We start from the raw sequence: 22,082 nt of genomic DNA on the forward strand, positions 1-22,082 counted from the left end.
CCATTCCATGCTGACGGAAGACGGTCAACACCTGTATGTGAGCTACGACGAGTATCACGGACTGATCGAGAAGCTCGCGATCAAAGTGCACCAGTCCGGCTGGGAATTCGACACCATTCTCTGCCTGGCCCGTGGTGGCCTGCGCCCCGGCGACATGCTCAGCCGCATCTTCGACAAGCCGCTGGCCATCATGTCCACCAGCTCCTACCGTGCCGAGGCCGGCACGGTGCAGGGCCATCTGGACATCGCGCGCTTCATCACCACGCCCAAGGGCGAGATCGCGGGCCGCGTGCTGCTGGTCGATGACCTGGCTGATTCGGGCCACACGCTGAACGCCGTGATCGCCATGCTCAAGACCAACTATCCTCCGATCACCGAGTTGCGCAGCGCCGTGATCTGGACCAAGGGCCTGTCGACCTTCACGCCCGACTATTCGGTGGACTTCCTGCCGACCAATCCCTGGATCCACCAGCCCTTCGAGCACTACGACACCATGCGCCCCGAAAAGCTCATGGAAAAGTGGAAGATCTGACGCCACTGCGCGCCAGATGATGGATACCTGCAAAGGGAGCCTTTCGGCTCCCTTTGCCTTTGTACGGCGCATTGGCCGATGCGCCCGGTTGCCTTGATGCAGGTCATGGAATGGCGTGGTTTGCGGTGATATCCCGGTCGAACGTCGTTCAAATGTCGGTTTTTCGCACAGCAGCAAAAGCCGAAGCCCCGCAGCGTTCGAGGGCTGATTGGCGCAGCTAAACTGCGCACATTCTCAGAAGGTGGTGCTTTGTGAAACGTCTTTCCGTCGGGCGCTTGAGCGCGGCTGTGGCTGTGGTTGTGGGCGGCGGTGCGCTGGCCTGGCTGGCCGTGGCCTCCCTGCCCGGATCCAGGTCGGCCCGTGCCGCAGCAGCCACGGCTGCCATGGCTGCGCCGGTATCGGCCGCCCAAGCGGCCGCCAATCCTGCGGCGCCTTCCGTGCCTGCGGCTGCCCCGGCGCGCGTGACGCCGCCCCCCAGGGTCCAGGGGCCGACGCCCGTCTTCGTGCTCAATTCGCTGGACGCCAATATCAGCGTCATCGACCCGGTGACCTGGCAGGAAACCGCGCGCATCCCCACGGGCAAGGAGCCGCACCACCTGTATCTCACGCCCGACGAGAAGTCGCTGGTCGTGGCCAACGCCCTGGGTGACACGCTGACCCTGGTCGATCCGCGCACCGGCGAGGTGCAGCGCGTGATCCGCGACATCATCGACCCCTACCACCTGCGCTTCAGCCCGGACATGAAGTGGTTCATCACGGCGGCCAATCGCCTCAACCACATCGACATCTACCGCTGGGACGGCCAGAACCCGCAACTGGTCAAGCGCGTGCCCACGGGCAAGACTCCCAGCCATCTGTGGATCGACGCCAAGAGCGCCACGGTCTACTCGACCATGCAGGACAGCGACGCTCTGGTCGCCATCGACATCGCCACCCAGACCATCAAGGCGCGCGTGCCAACGGGCGCCATGCCGGCCGACCTCTATGGCAGCCCCGACGGTACCAAGCTGTTCATCGGCCTGACCGGCAGCGACAGCGTGGAGGTGTTCGACATCACCGGTCCCGAGCCGCGCAGCGTGGCGCGCATCAAGACGGCCGCCGGAGCACATGCCATGCGCGCTGCCGGCGACGGCCGTCATCTGTACGTGAGCAATCGCGTGGCCAACACCATCAGCAAGATCGACATGCAGACCAACCAGGTCGTGGACAGCTACCCGGCACCGGGCGGCCCCGACTGCATGGATGTCTCCGCCGATGGCCGCTACCTGCTGGTCAGCTCGCGCTGGGCGCGCAAGCTCTCGGTCATCGACACCGTGGAGAGGAAGGTGGTCCAGCAGGTCAAGGTCGGCAAGTCGCCGCACGGCGTGTGGACCCTGGCCCACGCCCAGCGTTGAGCGCGGACATGGACCGCAGGCTCTTCGCGCAATCGCTGGCCGGCGCAGCCGCCTTCGGCCTGCTGCGCCCCGCGCAGGCGGCGGGGCAGGGCACGGGCTGTGCCAAGGCCGTCTACCTGACCTTCGACACGGGCCATATGGGGATCGCCGACTTCGTGGCCGACGTGCTCAAGCGCCACGGCGTGTCCGTGACCTTCTTCGCGGCCAACGAGGCCACGCAGCAGGGGGATGGGAGCCTGGGCGAGACCTGGGCGCCCTGGTGGCGCGCGCGCGCTGGCGAGGGCCACGAATTCGCCTCGCACACCTACGACCACATGTACTGGCGCGGCGATCTGCGCGACGCAAAGGGCGGACCCGTCACGGGCTTTCGCGTGAGGCCTTCTGCGGGGCCGCGCGCCAACCAGGACTTCACCGTCGATGCCGCCGGCTACTGCGACGAGATCCGCCGATCCGCCCAGCGGCTGCAGCAGATCACCGGGCGCAAGCCCCTGCCGCTGTTCCGCGCACCCGGTGGCAAGACCTCGCCTGCGCTGATCGACGCTGCACGGCAGGGGGGCTACATGCACGTGGGCTGGTCCCGTGCAGGTTTTCTGGGCGATGAGCTGCCCAGCGACCGCTACCCGAATGCGCAATTGCTGGCCCAGGCGCTCAAGAACATCCGCAGCGGCGACATCCTGCTGGCCCATCTGGGCATCTGGTCGCGCAAGGACCCCTGGGCACCGGCCGTGCTGGAACCTTTGATCACGGGCCTGCTCAAGCAGGGGTTCTGTTTCCGCTCGCTGCGGGAACATCCCGACTACCGGGATTGGATAGCAAAATTCGCATGACGTCCGCGCGCAAGGCGTGGCGGGCAAGGGGGGCATGGCGTGGATTGGTGGATTCAGTGGTTCGGTAATGCGCAGCAATTGCTGTACGAAGGCGTGGTCCAGCCCCTGCTGTTCAATCTGGGGCTGGCCAACCTGCTGGAGGACGGCTACACGGCCACGGGCTGGCTGCTGGTGGGCCTGCTGCAGATCTTCATCATGGTGGCGGTGATCGCGCCGCTGCAGTACTGGCGGCCCGTCGAGCCCGTCACCGACCGTCGCGCCATCCACGTGGACATCATCTACACCCTGGTCCACCGGCTGGGCCTGTTTCGTCTGGCGCTGTTCTTCACGCTGGATCCGCTGTGGGACGAGCTCATGGGCCGCCTGCATGTCTGGGGGCTGCCGAGCTTTCACCTCGATGGCGTGTGGCCCGGCGTCACCGACCTGGCCTGGGTCAGCCTGATCATCTACCTGCTGGCCTTTGACTTCCTGGACTACTGGATACACCGTGGCCAGCACAGCATCGGCTGGTGGTGGAAGCTGCACGCGCTGCACCACTCGCAGCGCCAGATGACGGTCTGGAGCGACAACCGCAACCACCTGCTCGATGACGTGATCCGCGACACCATCATCGTCCTGGTGGCCCAATTGATCGGCGTGGCGCCGGGCCAGTTCGTCGCCATCGTGGCCTTCACCCAGCTCAGCGAGAGCTTTCAGCACGCCAACCTGCGTGTCTGGTTCGGCAGCATCGGCGAGCGGCTGTGGATCAGCCCGCGCTTTCACCGCCGCCACCATGCCATCGGCATAGGCCACGAGCCCATGGCTCCCGTGCGCAACAAGCGCGCGCACGGCAACAACTTCGGCGTGCTGCTGCCCTGGTGGGACATGCTTTTCGGCACGGCCAACTTCGAGCTGCGCTTCGATGCCACGGGCGTGCGCGATCAGGTACAGCCCAATGCCCGGGGCCAGTTGCGCGACTATGGGCAGGGCTTCTGGTCCCAGCAATGGCGTGGGATCCTGAGGTTGATGGGTCGCGCTTGAGCGCGGGCTTGGGTATGCTTGCCTCCATGGGCCTGCTACTCGACTCCTTTTGGCGTGCGATGGCGTATTGCCTGCATAGGCGGGTGATCGCGTGGTCGCTGTTTCCCTTGCTGTTCATGGCCCTCTCGGCCTGGCTGCTCGGCTATTTCTTCTGGGCCGATGCCGTGGTCTGGACGGAGGGCCTGCTGCAGGGCGTGGGCTGGCTGGGCACGGTCTGGTCCTGGCTGGGAGTGCCATCGGCACCTGCGCTGGTGGCGCCGGTGCTGGTCGTGCTCTCCGTCACGCCCGTGCTGGTCGTGGTCTCGCTGCTGCTGGTGGCGCTGTTCATGACGCCGGCCCTGGTCGAGCTGGTGGCCCGGCGCCGCTTCCCGGCGCTGGAGCGCCGCCAGGGAGCGACGATGATCGGCAGCCTGCTGTGGTCGGCCGGCTCCTCGCTGATCGCGCTGATCGCGCTGCTGGTATCGGTGCCGCTGTGGTTCGTGCCGCCACTGGTGGTGGTGATCCCGCCGCTGATCTGGGGCTGGCTGACCTACCGCGTCATGGCCTTCGACGCCCTGTCCGCCCACGCCAGCAAGCCCGAACGCCGCAGCCTGTTCCTGCGCCACCGCCTGGCTCTGATGCTCATGGGCGTGGTCTGCGGCTATCTGGGCGCCGCGCCGGCCATCGTCTGGGCTTCGGGCGTGGTCTTCATCGCTGCCTTCTGGGTGCTGATTCCCGTGGCCATCTGGATCTACGCCCTGATCTTCGCTTTCTCCTCGCTGTGGTTCGCCCACTTCTGCCTGGCGGCGCTGGAGCGCATGCGCCAGGAGCAGCCCTCGGTTCCCGACGCGCCCGTCATCCCCTACGCACCGGATGTGGCGCAGGAGGACGGCGGATCGCTCTCCACATCCACCCCGCAAGAAAAGAACCCATGACCCTTCAAGTCGGCGCACTCATCATCGGAGACGAAATCCTGTCGGGCAAGCGTGCCGACAAGCACCTGCCCAAACTGATCGAACTGCTGGGCGCTCGCGGCCTGTCGCTGGGCCACGCCGAGTATGTAGGCGATGACAGGGCGCGCATCACCGACGCGCTGCGCCGCGCCTTTGCCTCGCAGGCCGTGGTCTTCAGCTTCGGGGGCATCGGCGCCACGCCCGACGACCATACGCGCCAATGCGCAGCCGAGGCCCTGGGCGTGCCGCTGGCCCTGCACCCCGAGGCCGTGGCCCTGATCCGTGAACGCATGCGCGACGTGGCCGCCGAGGAGGGCAAGCCCTACGAACCCCAGCGCGCAGACAACCTGCACCGCCTGCAGATGGGCAACTTCCCCGAAGGCGCACGCATCATTCCCAACACCTACAACAAGATCCCGGGCTTTTCGTGCTGCGGCACGGCAGGGACCGTGCACTTCGTGCCAGGCTTTCCGGTCATGGCCTGGCCCATGGTCGAGTGGGTGCTGGAGCAGCGCTACGCCAGGCACTTTCACAGCGCGGTACACCGGGAGCACTCGGTCATCGTCTACGGCGGCATGGAGGCGACGCTGACGCCGCTGATGGTGGCCATCGAACGCGACCACCCCGGCGTCAAGGTGTTCAGCCTGCCCAGCGTCGACGATGCAAAGCATGGGCGCCACATCGAGCTGGGTGTCAAGGGCGAGGCCGGGGCCGTGACCAAGGCCTGGCCCACCCTGCTGGAAGGTCTGCACTCATTTGGTGCAGATCTTGGCCCTGAATTGGTGCGCAATATCTGAGTTACGACGTTGCCGTGGAATCTGCACCGATTTGGTGAAACGATGCCTTCTCCGGCAAAACCGGCTGTCACCGCAATCTCATCCAAAAGTCTGCTTTCCAGCGGCAGAATCACGGGGCTGGCGCGCCAAGCAGGTGCCAGTCTGCGGGTGTGCACCCAATGGATGCAGCCTGGCACGCAAACTGCTTAGAAGTTTTTATCTTTTTTGATCAGCCAGATTGGCAGGAGAGATCTGATGGCAAAGACCGTTGCAGACGTGATGAACATGGTGAAGGAGAACGAGGTCAAATTCGTGGACCTTCGTTTTACGGACACCCGCGGCAAGGAGCAGCACGTCACGGTGCCGGTGTCGCACTTCGACGAAGACAAGTTCACCTCCGGCCATGCCTTCGACGGCTCGTCGGTGGCCGGCTGGAAGGGCATCGAGGCATCGGACATGCAGCTGATGCCCGACCCCAGCACCGCGAACATCGACCCCTTCTTCGAAGAGACCACCCTGTTCCTGCAGTGCGACGTGATCGAGCCCGGCGACGGCAAGGCCTATGACCGCGACCCCCGCTCCGTGGCCAAGCGCGCCGAAGCCTACCTGAAGGCCTCGGGCCTGGGCGATACCGCCTACTTCGGTCCCGAGCCCGAATTCTTCATCTTCGACGGCGTGCGCTGGAACACCGAACCCGGCAGCACCTTCTATGAAATCGAAGAGTACGAGGCTCCCTGGAACTCCGGCGCCAAGTTCGAGTCCGGCAACCGCGGCCACCGTCCGCGCGTCAAGGGCGGCTACTTCCCCGTGCCCCCCGTGGACAGCACCCAGGATCTGCGCGCCGAAATGGTGCTGCTGCTCGAACAGCTGGGCATCCCCGTCGAAGTGTTCCACCACGAAGTGGCGGGCGCCGGCCAGAACGAGATCGGCACGCGCTTCTCGACCCTGGTCGAGCGCGCCGACTGGACCCAGGTCATGAAGTACGTGATCTGGAACGTGGCCAACACCTACGGCAAGACCGCGACCTTCATGCCCAAGCCCTATCCGGGCGACAACGGCTCGGGCATGCACGTGCACCAGTCCGTCTGGAAGGATGGCAAGAACCTGTTCGCCGGTGACGGCTATGCAGGCCTGTCCGACTTCGCGCTGTACTACATCGGCGGCATCATCAAGCACGCCCGTGCCTTGAACGCCATCACCAACCCCGGCACCAACAGCTACAAGCGCCTGGTCCCCGGCTTCGAAGCCCCGGTGAAGCTGGCCTACTCGGCCAAGAACCGCTCGGCATCGATCCGCATCCCCTACGTGGCCAACCCCAAGGCCCGCCGCGTCGAGGCCCGCTTCCCCGATCCGCTGATGAACCCCTACCTGGGCTTCTCGGCCCTGCTGATGGCCGGCCTGGACGGCGTGGAAAACAAGATCCATCCCGGCGAAGCCGCTACCAAGGACCTGTACCACCTGCCGCCCGAAGAGGACAAGCTGGTGCCCACGGTCTGCCACAGCCTGGACCAGGCCCTGGAAGCGCTGGATGCCGACCGCTCGTTCCTGACCAAGGGCGGCGTGTTCTCGGACAGCATGCTCGATGCCTACATCGACCTGAAGATGACCGAAGTCACGCGCTACCGCCAGGCCGTGCACCCGGTCGAGTACGACATGTACTTCTCGCTGTAAGGCGGGCAGGCGAAAAGGCGGCGCAAGCCGCCTTTTTGCTTTCGGAGAGGACCTCGGTATGCTGGGCAGGGAACCAAAAGGGGCTGGCCCGCTCAAGAAATGGCGCCCAGCCCGGAAGATGGAGCGATACTTGCCCGGACAAGCCGGGCCCTTCCGACCTGGCTATCCGAGGGAATGGAATGAAGAAACTGTTTGTGTCACTGCTGCTTCCCCTGCTGTCGGTGGGGGCCTGGTCCCAGGATGTGATCTACCGGTGCGGCAACGAGTACACCAACAATGCCAGCCAGGCCAAGGCCAAGGGCTGCAAGCCGGTGGACGGCGGGCATGTGACCGTGATCCATGGCGGCGGCAAGCCGGCCGCGGCCTCGGGCGGCAGCCAGGCGCCACGCGGCACGGCGGCCCCGGCGGCGGGATCGCCCGCGCCGGCCAAGGTCAACAGCAGCGCCCAGCGGGCCCGTGACTCCGATGCGCGGACCATCCTGGAAAGCGAGCTGGCCCGTGCCCAGGAGAAGCTGACACAGCTGCGTCAGGAGTACAACGATGGCAATCCGCAGCGCACCGCACTGGAGTTGCGCAATCCCCAGGGCTACCAGGAGCGCGTCGAGCAGCTCAAGAGCAGCATCACCCGCCAGGAAGGCGATGTCGCCGGCATCCGGCGTGAACTGGACCGGCTTCCCAAGAACTGACGGCCCCGCGCGGGCCGGGAGCACCTTGTCATGACCGAGGGTCTCAGACCGGCGGCCCCGGCGTCCTACCAGGCCCTTGATCTGCTGTGCACGCTGATGGCCGTGCTCGACGAGCGCGGTGCCGTGCTGTTCGCCAATGCGGCCCTGGAGAATGCGCTGGGCCTGTCGCGCCGCATGCTCGAAGGCAGTGAACTGGCGGCCTGCTTCACCGAACCATCCCTGCTGGACAAGGCCTTGCGCGGCGCGCAGGACAACGACTTCGCGGCGCTGCGCTTCGAGGCCAGCCTGCACCGCGTGGCCGGTGATGCGCTTCCCGTGCATGTCACCGTCTCCCTGGCCGAGCGGCCTGGCCATGTCCTGGTGGAGTTCTGGCCGCTGGAACAGCAGGCCCGGCAGGACCGCGAGGAGCGTCTGCGCGAGCAGGCCCAGGCACACAAGGAACTGATCCGCAACCTGGCCCACGAGATCAAGAACCCCCTGGGCGGCATCCGTGGCGCCGCGCAGCTGCTGCAGATGGATCTGGACGCGCCCGAGCTGCGCGAGTACACCGAAGTCATCATCCATGAAGCCGACCGCCTGCAGGCGCTGGTGGACCGGCTGCTGGCCCCGCACCGCCATCCGCACGAAGTGGGCGATGTCAACATCCACGAAGTCTGCGAGCGCGTGCGATCGCTGGTGCTGGTCGAGCATCCTTCGGGGCTGGCCATCACGCGCGACTACGACATCTCCATCCCCGAGTTCCGCGGCGACAGCGCCCAGCTGATCCAGGCCGTGCTCAACATCGTCCAGAACGCAGCGCAAGCCCTGCACGAGCGCATCGCCGCGGGTGATGCGGAAATCATCTTGCGTACCCGCGTGGCCCGCCAGGTCACTTTCGGCCGCCAACGCTACCGGTTGGCATTGGAATTGCATGTGATCGACAACGGGCCAGGCGTTCCCGATGCCATCAAGGAGCGGATCTTCTATCCGCTGGTATCGGGAAGGGATGGCGGTTCGGGACTGGGGCTGACATTGGCGCAGACCTTCGTGCAGCGCCACCAGGGGCTGATCGAATGTGAAAGCCAGCCGGGCCGCACGGATTTCCGCATCCTCATCCCCCTGCCTTGAGGCCCCCGGAAATCAACATTGCAACAAGGGAAGGACGCACCACCAATGAAACCGATCTGGATCGTGGATGATGACCCTTCCATCCGCTTCGTGCTGGAAAAGGCGCTGGGCCGGGAAGGCTGGGCCACGCGCAGCTTCATCCAGGCCCGCGATGTGCTCACGGCACTGTCCGATGTCGATGCCGGCGACCCGGCGCGCCAGCCCCCCCAGGTGCTGGTCAGCGACATCCGCATGCCCGGTGGCTCGGGGCTGGAGCTGCTCGAGCAGATCCGTGCCCAGCAGCCCGGCCTGCCCGTCATCATCATGACCGCGTACTCCGACCTGGACAGCGCCGTATCGGCCTTCCAGCGCGGAGCCTTCGAATACCTGCCCAAGCCCTTCGACCTGCCCAAGGCCGTGGAACTGATCCGGCGTGCCGTCGAGGAAAGCCTGCGCGAGGATGTGGCCGAGGCCCAGGCCCCGTTGCAGGCCGAGATGCTGGGCCAGGCGCCCGCCATGCAGGACGTGTTTCGCGCCATCGGCCGTCTCAGCCAGAGCCAGGTCACGGTGCTGATCACGGGCGAATCCGGCTCAGGCAAGGAGCTGGTGGCGCGGGCGCTGCACAAGCATTCGCCCGTGGCGGGAGGCCCTTTCGTGGCCATCAACACCGCGGCCATTCCCAAGGACCTGCTCGAATCCGAGCTGTTCGGACATGAGCGAGGTGCCTTCACCGGGGCCCAGACCCAGCGGCGCGGTCGTTTCGAGCAGGCCGAGGGTGGCACGCTGTTTCTCGACGAAATCGGCGACATGCCGTTCGATCTGCAGACGCGGCTGTTGCGCGTGCTGTCGGACGGGCATTTCTACCGCGTGGGTGGCCACCAGGCCGTCAAAGCCCACGTGCGTGTCATCGCTGCCACCCATCAGGACCTGGAGCAGCGTGTGCGCAACGGCGCCTTCCGCGAGGATCTGTTCCACCGGCTCAACGTCATCCGGCTGCGCCTGCCGGCTCTGCGCGAACGCAGCGAGGACGTGCCCATGCTGGCGCGCCACTTCCTGCAGCAAAGCGCGCGGCAGCTCGGTGTCGAGCCCAAGCGCATGGGCGTCGATGCCATGCAGCGGCTGCAGGCTTTCGCGTTTCCCGGCAACGTCCGCCAGCTGGAGAACATCTGCCATTGGCTGACCGTGATGGCGCCGGCCCAGGTGATCTCGCTCAAGGACCTGCCTCCCGAGGTGCTGGGTGAGGCCCCGCACCCGGTGGGCAGTGGCGCAGCGCTCGCGGCCCTGGCAGCCGCGCCTTCGGCGCCGCCCGACGAAGGCGGTCGTGGCGCCATGCCTGGCATGCACCCTCCGGCCCCGGCCCATGATCTGGCGCAGGGTGTTGGCGATGCGGACTGGGTCCACCTGCTGGGCCAGCAGGCGCGCCAGTTGCTGGAGCACACCCAGGTCCACGGGCATGGCGAGGTCTGGGACCAGCTGTCGCGGCGCTTCGAGGCGCAATTGATCCGATCGGCCCTGGCCGTCACCCATGGGCGGCGGGTGGAGGCCGCGCAACGCCTGGGCATAGGGCGCAACACCATCACCCGCAAGCTGCAGGAGCTGGGCATGGACGAGGACGCCTTCGAGTAGGCGGCCCGTCGGCCCCTGCCACGGCAAGGGGCTGGCTCCTACAGGGTCGCGCAGGAGGGGCTGACGATCACGTCTCCAGGGACTCGGGACAATGAGCCATCTTCGTTGGAAGGGCTTGCGTCCCGACCCGCCGTGCCTACAGTTCTCTCTCATTTCTGGCCCAGGAAGGCCAAGCCCGGCCGCCAGGGCGTCCCATTGCCGAGGCCCACGGAACCGGTGGATGCCTACTGGCATGGCCGCTACTTCCTGGAGCCCTATTTCGTTTCCGGCCGGGGCTATGACCAGTACCGGCCCGCCTACGCTCTGGGCAGGGAGGCTGCGCTCAGCAAGCAGTACGCACAGCAGGATTTCGCGGCCGTGGAAGCCCGGCTGGAAGAATGCTGGGAGCGCGTGCGGGGCAGCAGCCTGCTGCACTGGACCCAGGTGCGGGATGCCGTGCAGGCCGCCTGGCTGCAGGCCCGCCAGCAAATCCCGGTACAACCCCTGCCCACGTCCCTGGGCCTTCAGACCACGGCCTTGCTCAATGCCGTGCTGGCACTGGGCCGACAGGCCCATGCCCGGCTAGGCGAGTGCATGGAGCCCATGCCGCAGGGCCTGATAGGCCAGGTGCTGGCGCGCCACTTCAATGCGAGCCAGATCCTCGTCGAAGACCTGGAGCGCGCCATCGGCTCCAGCGGCGGCGCGGTGCTGCCCGCCAGCGAAAGCCGGGCCGCGCTCAAGCGCAACGCCTTCTGGGACGGGCTGCTGGGGCGGCGCGAGGGCGCGGACTATGTGCTGGACCAAGCCGAGATCTGCCAGCAGCAATGGCTCAGTGCCTATGAGGAGGCCGAGAAATCACGCCTGCCCCGGGCATTGAGCGAAACCCTGCATCGCCAATCCCTGATGCTGCGCGGCCACATCGAAGCCATCCACTGGCTGAGGCGCTACATGCTGTAGCCGCGCTGGCGGATGGCGCTCGGGGCGCTCAGGCCAGCGTCACCACCACGGGCGCATGGTCGCTGGGCTGCGGATTCTTGCGTGGCGCACGGTCCACGGAGCAGGCCGTGACGCTGCCGCGCAGGGCTTCGCTGACCAGGATATGGTCGATGCGAAGGCCCCTGTTCTTCTGGAAGCCCAGCATGCGGTAGTCCCACCAGGAGTAGCTTTTGTCCGGCTGCTCGAACATGCGGAAGGCATCGGTCAGTCCCAGTTGCAGCAGCGCCTGGAAATGGGCGCGTTCTTCGACCGTATGGTGGATCGTGTCCTTGAGGCCGACGGGATCGTAGGAGTCTCGGTCCTCGGGCGCCACGTTGAAGTCGCCCACCAGCACCAGGCGCGGGTGGGCCGCCATTTCGCCTCGCACCCAATCCTGCAAGGCCTGCAGCCAGCGCATCTTGTAGGCGAACTTGTCGGTGCCCGGCGCCTGGCCATTGACGAAATAGCCGTTGATCAGGCGCACGGGGCCGAAAGGGGAGTCGGTGGTGGCGCCAATGATGCGCGCCTGATCGTCATCGAGCCCGGGGATGTTGCGTACCACGTCCCGAACCGGTGTGCGCGACAGCCAGGCCACGCCGTTGTAGGTCTTCTGGCCATGGCTGACCGCGTGATAGCCGGCGGCCTCCAGAGCCTGCAGCGGGAACTTGTCGTCAGTCAGCTTGAGTTCCTGCAGGCCCAGCGCATCCACAGGGTTGGCCTCCAGCCAGGCCAGCACCTGGGGCAGGCGCACGGAAAGGGAGTTGACATTCCACGTCGCGATTTTCATATCTGAAATATCCTTTTTAGATCAATTGGTTGTGTGAGGTGTTTTGCTTTTTTGGTTTTAGCTACCCATCTAGCTACCCAAAAAAAAGCACGTCACTCGGTCAACCTCGCGGGCACGGCTCAGGGGCCGGTTGCCTCGCATTGAGAACTCTGCGGAGACTTTCGTCCGTGACTCGCGTAGCTCCCTTGCTGACGCGAATAAGCTCCAGTTGTCCAGCCTTTGCCATCCGGTAGATTGTGGCGCGGGAAATATCCAGTTTGGCGCATGCCGTGCTGATCTTGTGAGCAGGTGGCAACTCGGCTGCGATGGTGTTGGTGGGTTGCGTTCTCATGTTCGTGTCCTTTGGCGCTGGCGCAGCCATGTGAAGTGCGGTGGATCGCCGGCATTGAGGTATTGGGTCCAGAGCGTCTGCCCTTCGGGGCTGCGTCCCTGATGCCCCGGCATTGCGCCAGCGGAGCAGCACGGGGGGCAGGCGAAGTGGTGTGCCTGGTAGGCCTTGTCGGCTGTCTCCCAGGAGTTGACGGGCGCACTCACGGCGCAGGGACGCCATCCCAGGTGCGGCCATCGAGCAGCCGGCCTGTGGCCTTCTTGCCGATGCGTGCCAGTTGCTGGCCGTCAGGGAAGGCGTGCCACTCTGAGTGCGAGGTGAAGGGCGCGGCACCCTCCAGCACCAGGGTCTTGCCAGTGACGCTGCGGCCTTCCTTGGCGGGCAGCCACTCGCCCCATTGCTTGAACAGGAAGGGCACGCCGGCAGCGTTGCACTGGTCGCGCAGGCTGCTGGCCCGGTCTGGATGCATGGGCCGCGCGCCTGGGCCCCAGTTCACGGCCTGGCCATCGCCAAGGCGCGCGTTGCGCGTATCGGCATAGCAGTGGTCGCAGCCAGGCCCGACCTTCTGGCAACCCTCCCAGGGATTCCAGGTGTGGTCTGCCCATTCGATCTTGGTGTTTTCGGCCATGTGGCTCTCCAGAAATGAGAAGCCCCGCTCAAGGGCGGGGCTGGTTGATGGATGCGCGCGGCTGCGTCATGGCAGCCGCCATACATGGCTGGTGTCCGGCCCTGAAGCCATATCGACGCCGATGAGCCAGGTGCCTGATCGCCGAATGGCGTCCACGTCGGCCGCCAGCCGCATTTCTGCGAGATGCCTGGCCGCTGCTGCTTCGATGGTGCTGGCTACGGCCGCTCGGGCCTCGCGCTCTAGGCGCGGGAGGAAGTCCGCGCGTTGGGCCTGCAGAAGGCGCGTGTGCGTGGTGCGCGATTTCCCGGGCATGCTCCTGCGTCTGGCCGTGTCGCTCACCGCCTCCGTCATCGTGGCCGGTGAAAATACGCAGGCCGTATTGCATTCGCTCGATGATGGAGATCTCGCGCGATGGCTTTTATCCGTGGCGCCATTGGTGCGGCGCGTGGCCAGCGTCTGCACCGAGGCATTCGCGCTGGGGCGTGCGGGGCTGTTGAAAGGGTGCCGTGCCATCACGCTGGCCTCGTGAAGCAGTGTCGCAAGGGCCAGCGCCGAACCGCAACGTCCCCCGGCCCTGGACCAGAATACGCCCATGCTCGATCTTCTCCTCACCCACGCCACGCTGCCCGATGGGCGGCAGGACATGTCCATCGCCGTGCAGGGCGAGCGCATCGCCGAGGTCACGCCCGGCCTTGTGGCGCCCGCCCATGTGGTCGTCGATGCGCAGCATCAGCTGGTTGCACCGCCCTTCGTCGATCCGCACTTCCACATGGACGCGACGCTCAGCCACGGCCTGCCGCGCGTCAACCGGAGCGGCACCCTGCTCGAAGGCATTGCGTTGTGGGGCGAACTCAAGCCCCTGCTCACGGCCGAGGCGCTCATCGAGCGTGCGCTGGCCTATTGCGACTGGGCGGTGGCCAAGGGCCTGCTGGCCATACGCAGCCATGTGGACACCAGCGACGCGCGCCTGCTGGCGGTGGACGCGCTGCTGGAGGTCAGGCGCCGGGTCGCGCCCTTCATCGACCTGCAGCTGGTCGCCTTTCCGCAGGACGGCGTGCTGCGAAGCCCGGGCGGCGTCGAGAACCTCAGGCGCGCGCTGGACAAGGGGGTGGATGTGGTCGGTGGCATCCCGCACTTCGAGCGCACCATGGCCGAGGGCGCGGCCAGCGTCCGCCTGCTGTGCGAGCTGGCGGCAGAGCGCGGCCTGCCGGTGGACATGCACTGCGACGAGTCGGATGATCCGCTGTCGCGCCACATCGAGACCCTGGCCTTCGAGGCCCAGCGCCTGGGGCTGCAGGGCCGCGTCAATGGCTCGCACTGCACCTCCATGCACAGCATGGACAACTACTACGTGAGCAAGCTGCTGCCGCTGATCGCCGAGAGCGGCGTCAGTGTGGTGGCCAACCCGCTGATCAACATCACGCTGCAGGGACGCCAGGACAGTTATCCCAGGCGCCGGGGCATGGCGCGTGTGCCCGAGCTGCTGGCCGCCGGCGTCAACGTGGCCTTCGGCCACGACTGCGTGATGGACCCCTGGTACGGCATGGGATCGGGCGACATGCTGGAAGTGGCCCACATGGGCCTGCACGTGGCGCAGATGACGGACCAGGACGGCCTGCGCGACTGCTTCGAGGCCGTGACCACGCGCGCGGCCCGCGTCATGCGCCTTGACGGCTACGGCCTCGCGGCCGGCTGCGAGGCCAGTTTCGTGCTGCTGCAGGCCGGTGACGTGGCCGAGGCGATCCGGCTGCGCGCCACCCGGTTGAAGGTGTTTCGCAAGGGGCGGCTGCTGGCCGAGACGCCGGCCGCGACGGCCACGCTGCATCTGCCCGGGCGTGCGGCGCAGACCGACTGGCGCAGGTGAACATTCAGGCGCCCGCCAGGCTGGCTTCGCGGACGATGGACTGCAATGCGGCGAGGTCCCGGATCACCAGCCCCTGGGGATCCACGCGTATGCAATGGTCACGCTCCATGCGCTTGAGTTCCTGGTTCACGCGCTGGCGCGAGGCGCCCAGCAGCTGGGCCAGCTCCTCCTGAACCAGCTGCAGGCCGATGCGCAACTCGCGCGGATCGTCCAGCGTGTGCGTGCCATAGCTGCGCGACAGGTGCAGCAACTGCTTGGCCAGGCGTGCGCGCAGCGGCAGGGTGTTGAGATCTTCCACCAGGCTGTAGGTCTGGCGGATGCGCCGTGCCTGCAGGCGCAGCAGCGCGTCATAGAACCCGGTATGGGCGGTCAGGAGGGCGTGAAAGCGGTCCTTGTCCAGGCACAGCAGCGTGGTGTCGCCATGGGCGTGGGCGTCGCGGGTGCGTGGCTCGTCCAGGAAGACGGACATGGCGCCGAACCAGGCGCCGGGCTCCACATAGGCCAGGGTGGTCTGTCGCCCCGACAGGCTGGTGGAGCTCATGCGCACGGCCCCCTGGGCGCAGGCATACCAGCGATGCGGCTCATCGCCGCGTGCATAGATCAGCGCCCCGTCCCTGAGCCGCTTCACGGTGGTCTGGCGCAGGATGTCGTGGCGCAGCGAGGGCGAGAGGCTGTTGAACCACGGGCCGGTGTTGATGGCCTCGCGCTCGGCGGGGGTGAGCATGGGCTCTTGGGTAGTGGTTGGCAAAACCGGTTGTCTCCAATCGGTGGCGATTTTAGAGCGTGGATCCATGGTCGGACGCCACATGGCGGCCCCGTGGCACGCTCGCGCCCGTCGCGCCATGTTTCGCGGTAGCCGGCGCGTTCCTCGGCGGTGTTGAAAGCCGTGCACGCAGGGAGGCTGCCAGGGCCTTCCCTGCGCGCGACCGATCCGCTCAGCGGGTCCGACGCTGGCGGAGGCTGCGCATGGCCAGGGCGGTGGCACCCGCCATCAGCACCACCAGCAACCACCGGCCCCACAGGGAGAGCGCGGGAATGGCGGCCGGGGTGCCACCGGCAGCCGCGGCCATCACGGCAACGCCGCCCGGATCGCTGATGAAGGCGTTCACGTCCATGTCGTCGTCACCGTGCTTGCCGTCCTCGATGGTCAGCGTCACGGTGTTGTTGGAGAACTGCGCCCCCATGAAACGGTACCAGTGCGGCGAAGGGTTGTCGGTCGTGGGGCCGTATTTCCAGTACTGGGCGCCGTCAGGTAGCCTGTCCGGATAGGTCAGCGTGACCCTCATGGCCGATCCTGGTGCGCCGTTCATTGCGGTGAAATCGAACAGGCCCAGGGGGAACCGCAAATGTGCGGGGGGGGCATCTGCGGGGGACCTGGCGTGCCCTTGCAGCGCGATGAATCCGGCAGTCTGCGAGGGGCCTGTGCCCGAGGGGGTGAAGACCCAGGGGCTGCCCGTGGCGATCTGTGCGGTGACTGTCACACCCCCTATGGCCCCTTGTACGGTACCGGACGAGTGAGGCGGCAGCTCGATCATGAAGCTCTGATCCACTGGCGCTGCCGCCGCGTACTCGGCGTCGCCGGCCTGGCTGGCTCGCACCGTGCACTGTCCCTGGGCCATCATCCGCAGCGACGACCCGGCCACCACGCAGGTCTGGCTGGTCAGGCTGCTGAAGCTCACCGGCAGTCCGGAGCTGGCCTGGGCGGCACTGGCCAGGGACAGGGCCTGGGGGTGAAGGTAGCGCAGGCTGGAGAAGACAAAGCTGATGCTCTGCGCACTCTTGCCGACCACGATCTGCGTCGAGGCCGTGGCCTCGGCATGGTTGGCATCCGCCGCCTTGGTGGCTGTCACCGTGCAGTTGCCCACCGCCGTGCCCGTGACCGTGGTGCCCGCCAGGGAGCAGCTGCCTGCGCCCGAGGTCAGCGCGTAGGTGACGGCGCCGGTGCCGCTGCCGCCCGAGGCCATGACCGTGCTGGTGGCACCCTTGGTGATGCTGGAAGGCGTGGCCACCACGGACAGCAGGGCCTGGGAAGCCTGCGACACGGTCACCGAGGTGGTGGCGCTGGCCTGTTCGTAGCTGGCGTCCGCGGCCTTGGTGGCCGTGACCGTGCAGGCGCCTACGCCCGTGCCCGTGAGCGTGGTGCCCACGATGCTGCACGGCCCGCTGACGCCGTAGCTCACGCTGCCCGTGCCGGAGCCGCCCGCCGTGCCCAGTTGCGAGCTGCCGCCGAAGGCGATGGCCGCAGGCACGGCCTGCACCGACAGCGTCGCCTGCGCCGCCCTGGTCACGGTGAACAGCATGCTGGCGCTGGTGGCCTGGTGGTTGGCATCGCCGGCCTTGGTGGCCAAGATGGTGCAGGTGCCCACGCCCGTCGCGCTCAACTGGTCTCCCGCCAGGGAGCAGAACGCGGCGCCGTCCGTGACCTGGTAGGAGACGGCGCCGCTGCCCGATCCTCCCGTGGTGCCCAGCGTGGCCGTGCTGCCGTAGGCCACGGTCGATGGCGCGGCCTGCACGCTCAACGGCGACTGGGCGGCGGGCGTCACGGTGACCACGGTGGCCGCGATGGCATCGTGGAAGTTGGCATCACCGAGCCTGGTGGCGGTCACGGTGCAGGAGCCCGTGCCCTGGGCCGTGAGCGTGGTGCCGTTGACCGAGCAGAACGCCGCGCCGTCGGTGATGGCGAAGCCCACGGCGCCGGACCCGGCCCCGCCGGAGGTCGACAACGCCGCCGTGCCGAACACCGGCAACGTGCCAGGCGTGGCCGTGGCCGTCAGCGCGGGCTGCTGGGCCTTGACGACCGAGAGGTCGATGGTGGTGGTGGCGGCCAGGTAGTTGGCATCCCCGGCCTTGGTGACGGTGACGGTGCAGCTACCCACGGCGGTGGCCGTGACGGTGTTGTCCACGATGGCGCAGCTGGCGGCGCCCGCCGTCACCGCATAGCTGACGGCGCCCGTGCCCGAGCCGCCGCTGGCGCCGAGCGTGGTGTTGCCGCCGTAGGGCAGGGTCGGCTGGGCGGCGCTTGCCACCAGCGTGTCCTGCGTGCCCTTGTCATTGGTCAGCGAGAGCGTGGCCTGGGCCGATCCGGCCACGGCGGTCACGGCATAGCTGCCGGCAAACTGGTTGGCCACGGCGGGCAGCGATGCGATGCCGGATGCATTGGTGGTGGCCGTGGCCGTCGTGGCAAACGTGGTGGATGCCCCCGTGGATGCCGGAGCGGTGAAGCTCACCACGATGTTGGACAGCGGCTGGCCGTCGACATCCGTGACCAGTACCGACAGCGGTTGCGCGAAGGGCTGCCGGATGCGGGTGGACTGTGCCGAGCCGGACTGTATGACCATGGCTGCGGGCGGACCGAAGGGGTCGATGCGCAGCACCAGGCCATCGGACAGTCCGGCGGTCGTCGTGGCGCCGCCCACGGACAGGATGGTCCAGCCCTGCACCGTGGCGGCATGCAGGCTGCGCATGGCATCGTTCTCGGACGTGCCCAGGAATCCCGCATAGCTCCAGCTGGCCGGGGTCGCGGCATCGATCCTGGCCAGGAAACCATCCTGCTTGCCCGCCGGGCTGACGGACAGGCCGCTTTGCTGCCGGGTTGGAAATCCGGTGCCGTTGCTGGTGCTGCCCGTGGCATACCATGCCATGCCATCGCTGGCCACGGCCTGCACGCTGTCGTAGCCGCCGCCGCCCAGATAGGTGGCCGCCGGCACCTGGTCACCCCCGGGCCCCAGCCGCAGCAGGAAGCCGTCCATGCCCGCGCCGCGCGTGGTCTGCGGGCCCGCGCCATGGCGTGCGCCGCCATTGTCCGCGGGGAAGGCTTCGGACTCGGTTTCGCCTCCCACCAGCAGCGATCCACCAGGCAGCAGGCTCAGGGCCAGGGCCCTGTCCGCACCGGGGGCGGCGCCGGTCAGCAGCGTGAAGTAGACGAGGGACCTTCCATCCTCGCTGATCCTGGCGGCGAAGCCATCGGAGGCATCCGTGTCGCGTGCATTGGTCTGTGTGCGGAATCCGCCCACGGCCGGCAGGCCGGCCGACGAGTCCGTGGCGCCGACCACATAGGCGCTGCCATTGCCATCCACCGCGATGGCATGGCCGATGTCGGCGCCGCCATCGCCACCCAGATAGCCGGCATACTCCAGGCGGGTGCCAAGGGCATCGACACGGGCCACGAAGGCGTCCAGTCCTTCCGATCCGGCCGGTCCGCCGCCGTGGGTCAGCGAAGGACCGTTGACGGCGGGAAAGCCGTTGCCGGCGGTGAAGCCGGTCACATAGGCACGGCCCTGCCAATCCACGGCCAGGCCGTTGGCCTGGTCATCGCCGCTGCCCCCCACAAGCCCCGAATAGTCGATGCTGGCGCCGTCCGATGCCAGTCGCGCGACAAAGGCATCGCGGTCTTGCGTGCTTTTGCTGCGGCGCAGGCCGCCGTTGCCGTCCGCACCCCGCAGGGGGAAGTCGAGCGATTCCGTGCCGCCCGCCAGCAGGATGCGTCCTGCGAAGTCGATGGCCAGGCCGTTGCAGGCATCGTCTGCGTTTCCTCCCAGATAGGTCACGGCCTGCGGCGTGCCATTGGCTGCGAACCGGACGACAAAGGCATCCTCGTCGCGTCTGATTCCACCTGCATTGGTGCGCGTGACACCGCAGGCATAGGTGTTGCCGTCGCCATCGCGCACCACGGCGTTGACCTGGTCGGCGGAGTTGCCGCCCACCAGGCCCGAGTAGCCGGTCCAGGCCGGATCGATGACCAGGGGCAGACCCTTGTCATGGCTGCCGAGCGTGAAGCCCACGCGCCAGGTGCTGGCGTCCAGCCGCTCCAGGCGATAGCTGGCCGGCACGTCCACACGGGCCTGTCCCCGCATCTGGTAGACCAGGGGCGCGTCATCGGTGAAATGCCCATCGCCCAGGCTCCACTCCAGCGCGCCAGAAGGCAGGATGCGCGCGTCGGTGGCGCCTTCCACGCGCAACCAGACCTGCGCCGCATCGGCGCCGGGTGCCAGCTCGAACTGGTACTTGAAGCCACCGGGCTCGCCCTGGAAGACGGCATCGATGCCGGGCCAGACGCCGCGGTAGCCCAGCGCGCCGTAGCTTCTGAGGCCCGTGCGCCATTCGGAGGCCTGGCCGACCAGCCAGTGGTAGAGCGTGGCAGAGGGACGCACGCCCTGGGGTGCGGAGGAGGTGCCGCCCTCGAAGCTGTATCGCAATCGGGAAGAGGGCCGTACGCTCAGGCTGCGGGCCGTGGCCGACAGACCGGACGCCTGGCTTTGCACGGCCGTGGCGGCCTGCTCCGGCAGGTCGATGCTCATGCCCTGCGCATCGAAGCGGATGTGCCGGCCCCCTGCCATGGCCCGGAAGCCGGCCCCGGGCATTTCGATGAAGCGGTTGTCGCGTCCGGAGAACTCGCGCTGGACCAGGGGATCGGCCTGGGCCCCCGCGATGAAGGACGACAGGGCCAGGGCCGCGATAGGACTGCGCATGGTGTGCTCAGGGACGCGCAGGGAAGACGCCCTGCAGGGCGATGACGAAGTTCATCGTGAGGTAGGGAGGCAGGTTGTTGTGGGGCTGGCTGCCGCCGGCCACCAGCGGGGGCGCCATGGTGGCCGTGGCCGGCGGCGCGGCATAGGGGCGCGTGGGAGCGGTTCCCAGGCCGGCCGAGGAAGGACTGGCCACGGCAGCGCCGCCGGCGGCGCCTGCGCGCGCGCCGTGGCTGTGCGAGGGGATCTCCGACTCCAGCAGGGTCACCGTCTCGCTGCCGCCTGTCTCGCCCAGGTCGTGCTGGGACAGTCCCGGCCCCTGGCCGGGATGCATGGGGAACTTCCCCTGGATGTCCGGCAGCGCGAAGTTGGATTGGCCATTGCCGCCGTAGGTGGTGCCCAGCAACGAGAACAGGGCCGTGTTCTGGGACAGCGGCAGAAGCTGGCCGTTGCACAGGGCCCAGCCCTTGGGCGCGAAGTTGAAGCCGACGATGCGGATTTCGGCAACGAAGGGGTCTGCCATGGTGTTCAGTTCAGAGAAGGGAAGATGCCGACCAGCGAGATGCAGAAATTCAGCACCAGGAACGGCGGCATGTTCAGGTGCGCCTGGCCGCCGCCCACGCTGGCCAGCGTGGACGAGTGCAGGGTGGCGTCCCCGCTTTGTGCGTAGTGGCCGCGCGATGCAGCCGGCAGGTTGCTGGTGCCCGCAGGCGAGGTGGCCTGCCCGGTGGCGGTGGTGGCCTGGAGGGCGTGCGTGTGGGCAGGCATCTCCGCAAGCGTCAGCGTATGCGCGGCTTCGCCCCCGCTCTGGCCCTGCGTGTAGCCAATGCCCTGGTGCATGGGCATGCGCGCGCGCAGGTCGGGCAGCGCGAAGGTCACCCGGCCATCGCCTCCATAGCTGGTGCCCAGCAGCGAAAACAGGCCCTGGTTCTGGTTGATGGGCAGCAGCTGCCCATTGCAGATGGCCCAGCCCTTGGGTGCGAAGTTGAAGGAGAAGACGCGGATCTCTCCGAGGAAGGGTTCTGCCATCAGTTGGGACTCGGGTAAAGGCCAAACAGCGAAATGATGAAGTTCACGCAGAGGTAGGGCGGCATGTTGGTGTGCGGCTGGGAGCCGCCGGCCGCGCTGACCATGGACAGCTGCATGGGCTGGTCGGGCATGGCGTTCACGAAGGCCTTGTGGTCGCGGTGCTTGGCGAACACGGCGTTCTGCGGCGAGGCCAGGTAGCCCGTGCCCGAGGATGCCGGCACGGGATGGGTGTGCGCGGGCAACTGGTTGACCGTGAGCGTGACTTCTTCCACTCCGCCGGTTTCGGCCAGCGTGTAGCTGTTGCCCATATGCAGGGGAATGCGCCCGCGCAGGTCCGGCAGGGCGAAGGTGCTTTGCCCGTCACCGCCATAGGTCGTGCCGATCAGGTTGAACAGGGCTTGGTTCTCGGAGATGGGCAACTCTTGTCCTTCGCAGAATCGCCAGCCGACGGGCGCGAAGGTGCCGGCGAACATGCGG

General features: G+C 67.3%; 20 protein-coding genes. 13 read left to right on the forward strand and 7 right to left on the reverse strand.

The window, feature by feature from the left end:
• Positions 1 to 7 precede the first annotated feature (7 nt).
• The 11 genes from L1Z78_RS08275 (at position 8) to L1Z78_RS08325 (ending at position 11,486) form a co-directional block, all read left to right on the forward strand.
• Positions 8 to 532 carry a phosphoribosyltransferase gene (locus L1Z78_RS08275; protein WP_234641051.1) on the forward strand — a complete coding sequence of 175 codons (525 nt, stop codon included), beginning with the start codon at positions 8 to 10 and terminating at the stop codon, positions 530 to 532.
• A gap of 287 nt (positions 533 to 819) precedes the next feature.
• Positions 820 to 1,926, forward strand: a complete 1,107-nt coding sequence (locus L1Z78_RS08280; protein WP_234641052.1) for a beta-propeller fold lactonase family protein — start codon at positions 820 to 822, stop codon at positions 1,924 to 1,926.
• An 8-nt stretch (positions 1,927 to 1,934) separates the two neighbouring features.
• Positions 1,935 to 2,753 carry a polysaccharide deacetylase family protein gene (locus L1Z78_RS08285; protein WP_234641053.1) on the forward strand — a complete coding sequence of 273 codons (819 nt, stop codon included), beginning with the start codon at positions 1,935 to 1,937 and terminating at the stop codon, positions 2,751 to 2,753.
• Positions 2,754 to 2,792: 39 nt separating this feature from the next.
• On the forward strand, positions 2,793 to 3,773 hold the full coding sequence (locus L1Z78_RS08290) for a sterol desaturase family protein (RefSeq protein WP_234641054.1): 981 nt from the start codon (positions 2,793 to 2,795) through the stop codon (positions 3,771 to 3,773).
• A 14-nt stretch (positions 3,774 to 3,787) separates the two neighbouring features.
• On the forward strand, positions 3,788 to 4,687 hold the full coding sequence (locus tag L1Z78_RS08295) for an EI24 domain-containing protein (protein ID WP_234642122.1): 900 nt from the start codon (positions 3,788 to 3,790) through the stop codon (positions 4,685 to 4,687).
• Positions 4,684 to 5,502, forward strand: a complete 819-nt coding sequence (locus L1Z78_RS08300; RefSeq protein ID WP_234641055.1) for a competence/damage-inducible protein A — start codon at positions 4,684 to 4,686, stop codon at positions 5,500 to 5,502. Before L1Z78_RS08295 ends, L1Z78_RS08300 begins: the two co-directional genes overlap by 4 nt.
• 234 nt (positions 5,503 to 5,736) lie before the next feature.
• Positions 5,737 to 7,152 carry a type I glutamate--ammonia ligase gene (gene glnA, locus L1Z78_RS08305; protein WP_234641056.1) on the forward strand — a complete coding sequence of 472 codons (1,416 nt, stop codon included), beginning with the start codon at positions 5,737 to 5,739 and terminating at the stop codon, positions 7,150 to 7,152.
• 179 nt (positions 7,153 to 7,331) lie between these two features.
• Positions 7,332 to 7,838, forward strand: coding sequence for a hypothetical protein (locus tag L1Z78_RS08310; RefSeq protein ID WP_234641057.1), 507 nt, complete (start codon positions 7,332 to 7,334; stop codon positions 7,836 to 7,838).
• Between the two features lie 30 nt (positions 7,839 to 7,868).
• The gene (gene glnL, locus L1Z78_RS08315; protein WP_234641058.1) at positions 7,869 to 8,945 is read left to right on the forward strand and encodes a nitrogen regulation protein NR(II); all 1,077 of its coding nucleotides are present in this window, start codon (positions 7,869 to 7,871) and stop codon (positions 8,943 to 8,945) included.
• A 45-nt stretch (positions 8,946 to 8,990) separates the two neighbouring features.
• Entirely contained in the window at positions 8,991 to 10,550 is a 1,560-nt protein-coding gene (ntrC, locus tag L1Z78_RS08320) for a nitrogen regulation protein NR(I) (protein WP_234641059.1), read from the forward strand.
• A gap of 216 nt (positions 10,551 to 10,766) precedes the next feature.
• Entirely contained in the window at positions 10,767 to 11,486 is a 720-nt protein-coding gene (locus tag L1Z78_RS08325) for a hypothetical protein (protein ID WP_234641060.1), read from the forward strand.
• 28 nt (positions 11,487 to 11,514) lie between these two features.
• Here L1Z78_RS08325 and xth read toward each other — a convergent pair whose 3' ends face one another.
• Together xth and L1Z78_RS08335 are read right to left on the reverse strand one after the other, a co-directional pair.
• The gene (xth, locus tag L1Z78_RS08330) at positions 11,515 to 12,291 is read right to left on the reverse strand and encodes an exodeoxyribonuclease III (RefSeq protein WP_234641061.1); all 777 of its coding nucleotides are present in this window, start codon (positions 12,289 to 12,291) and stop codon (positions 11,515 to 11,517) included.
• A 530-nt stretch (positions 12,292 to 12,821) separates the two neighbouring features.
• Positions 12,822 to 13,247 (reverse strand): DUF5131 family protein, encoded by a 426-nt coding sequence (locus L1Z78_RS08335; protein WP_234641062.1) that lies wholly within the window; start codon positions 13,245 to 13,247, stop codon positions 12,822 to 12,824.
• Positions 13,248 to 13,536: 289 nt separating this feature from the next.
• Between L1Z78_RS08335 and L1Z78_RS08340 the strand changes: the two genes are divergently transcribed.
• Positions 13,537 to 13,776: a hypothetical protein gene (locus L1Z78_RS08340; protein WP_234641063.1), complete on the forward strand. Its 240-nt coding sequence runs from the start codon at positions 13,537 to 13,539 to the stop codon at positions 13,774 to 13,776.
• A 63-nt stretch (positions 13,777 to 13,839) separates the two neighbouring features.
• The gene (locus L1Z78_RS08345; RefSeq protein ID WP_234641064.1) at positions 13,840 to 15,111 is read left to right on the forward strand and encodes an amidohydrolase family protein; all 1,272 of its coding nucleotides are present in this window, start codon (positions 13,840 to 13,842) and stop codon (positions 15,109 to 15,111) included.
• Positions 15,112 to 15,115: 4 nt separating this feature from the next.
• Here the strand turns inward: L1Z78_RS08345 and L1Z78_RS08350 are convergent, their stop codons facing one another.
• From L1Z78_RS08350 to L1Z78_RS08370, 5 genes are all read right to left on the reverse strand, one after another.
• Complete coding sequence (locus L1Z78_RS08350) at positions 15,116 to 15,835, reverse strand: Crp/Fnr family transcriptional regulator (protein ID WP_234641065.1); 720 nt, start codon at positions 15,833 to 15,835, stop codon at positions 15,116 to 15,118.
• 211 nt (positions 15,836 to 16,046) lie between these two features.
• Complete coding sequence (locus L1Z78_RS08355) at positions 16,047 to 20,579, reverse strand: choice-of-anchor U domain-containing protein (RefSeq protein WP_234641066.1); 4,533 nt, start codon at positions 20,577 to 20,579, stop codon at positions 16,047 to 16,049.
• A gap of 7 nt (positions 20,580 to 20,586) precedes the next feature.
• Entirely contained in the window at positions 20,587 to 21,099 is a 513-nt protein-coding gene (locus L1Z78_RS08360; RefSeq protein WP_234641067.1) for a phage tail protein, read from the reverse strand.
• A 5-nt stretch (positions 21,100 to 21,104) separates the two neighbouring features.
• On the reverse strand, positions 21,105 to 21,605 hold the full coding sequence (locus L1Z78_RS08365; RefSeq protein WP_234641068.1) for a phage tail protein: 501 nt from the start codon (positions 21,603 to 21,605) through the stop codon (positions 21,105 to 21,107).
• Positions 21,605 to 22,078 (reverse strand): phage tail protein, encoded by a 474-nt coding sequence (locus L1Z78_RS08370; protein WP_234642123.1) that lies wholly within the window; start codon positions 22,076 to 22,078, stop codon positions 21,605 to 21,607. The genes L1Z78_RS08365 and L1Z78_RS08370 overlap by 1 nt, the downstream gene beginning before the upstream one ends.
• Between the last annotated feature and the right edge of the window lie 4 nt (positions 22,079 to 22,082).

Origin of the sequence: Delftia tsuruhatensis, from assembly GCF_903815225.1 — a bacterium.
GTDB classification, from domain to species: Bacteria; Pseudomonadota; Gammaproteobacteria; order Burkholderiales; family Burkholderiaceae_C; genus Comamonas; species Comamonas tsuruhatensis_A.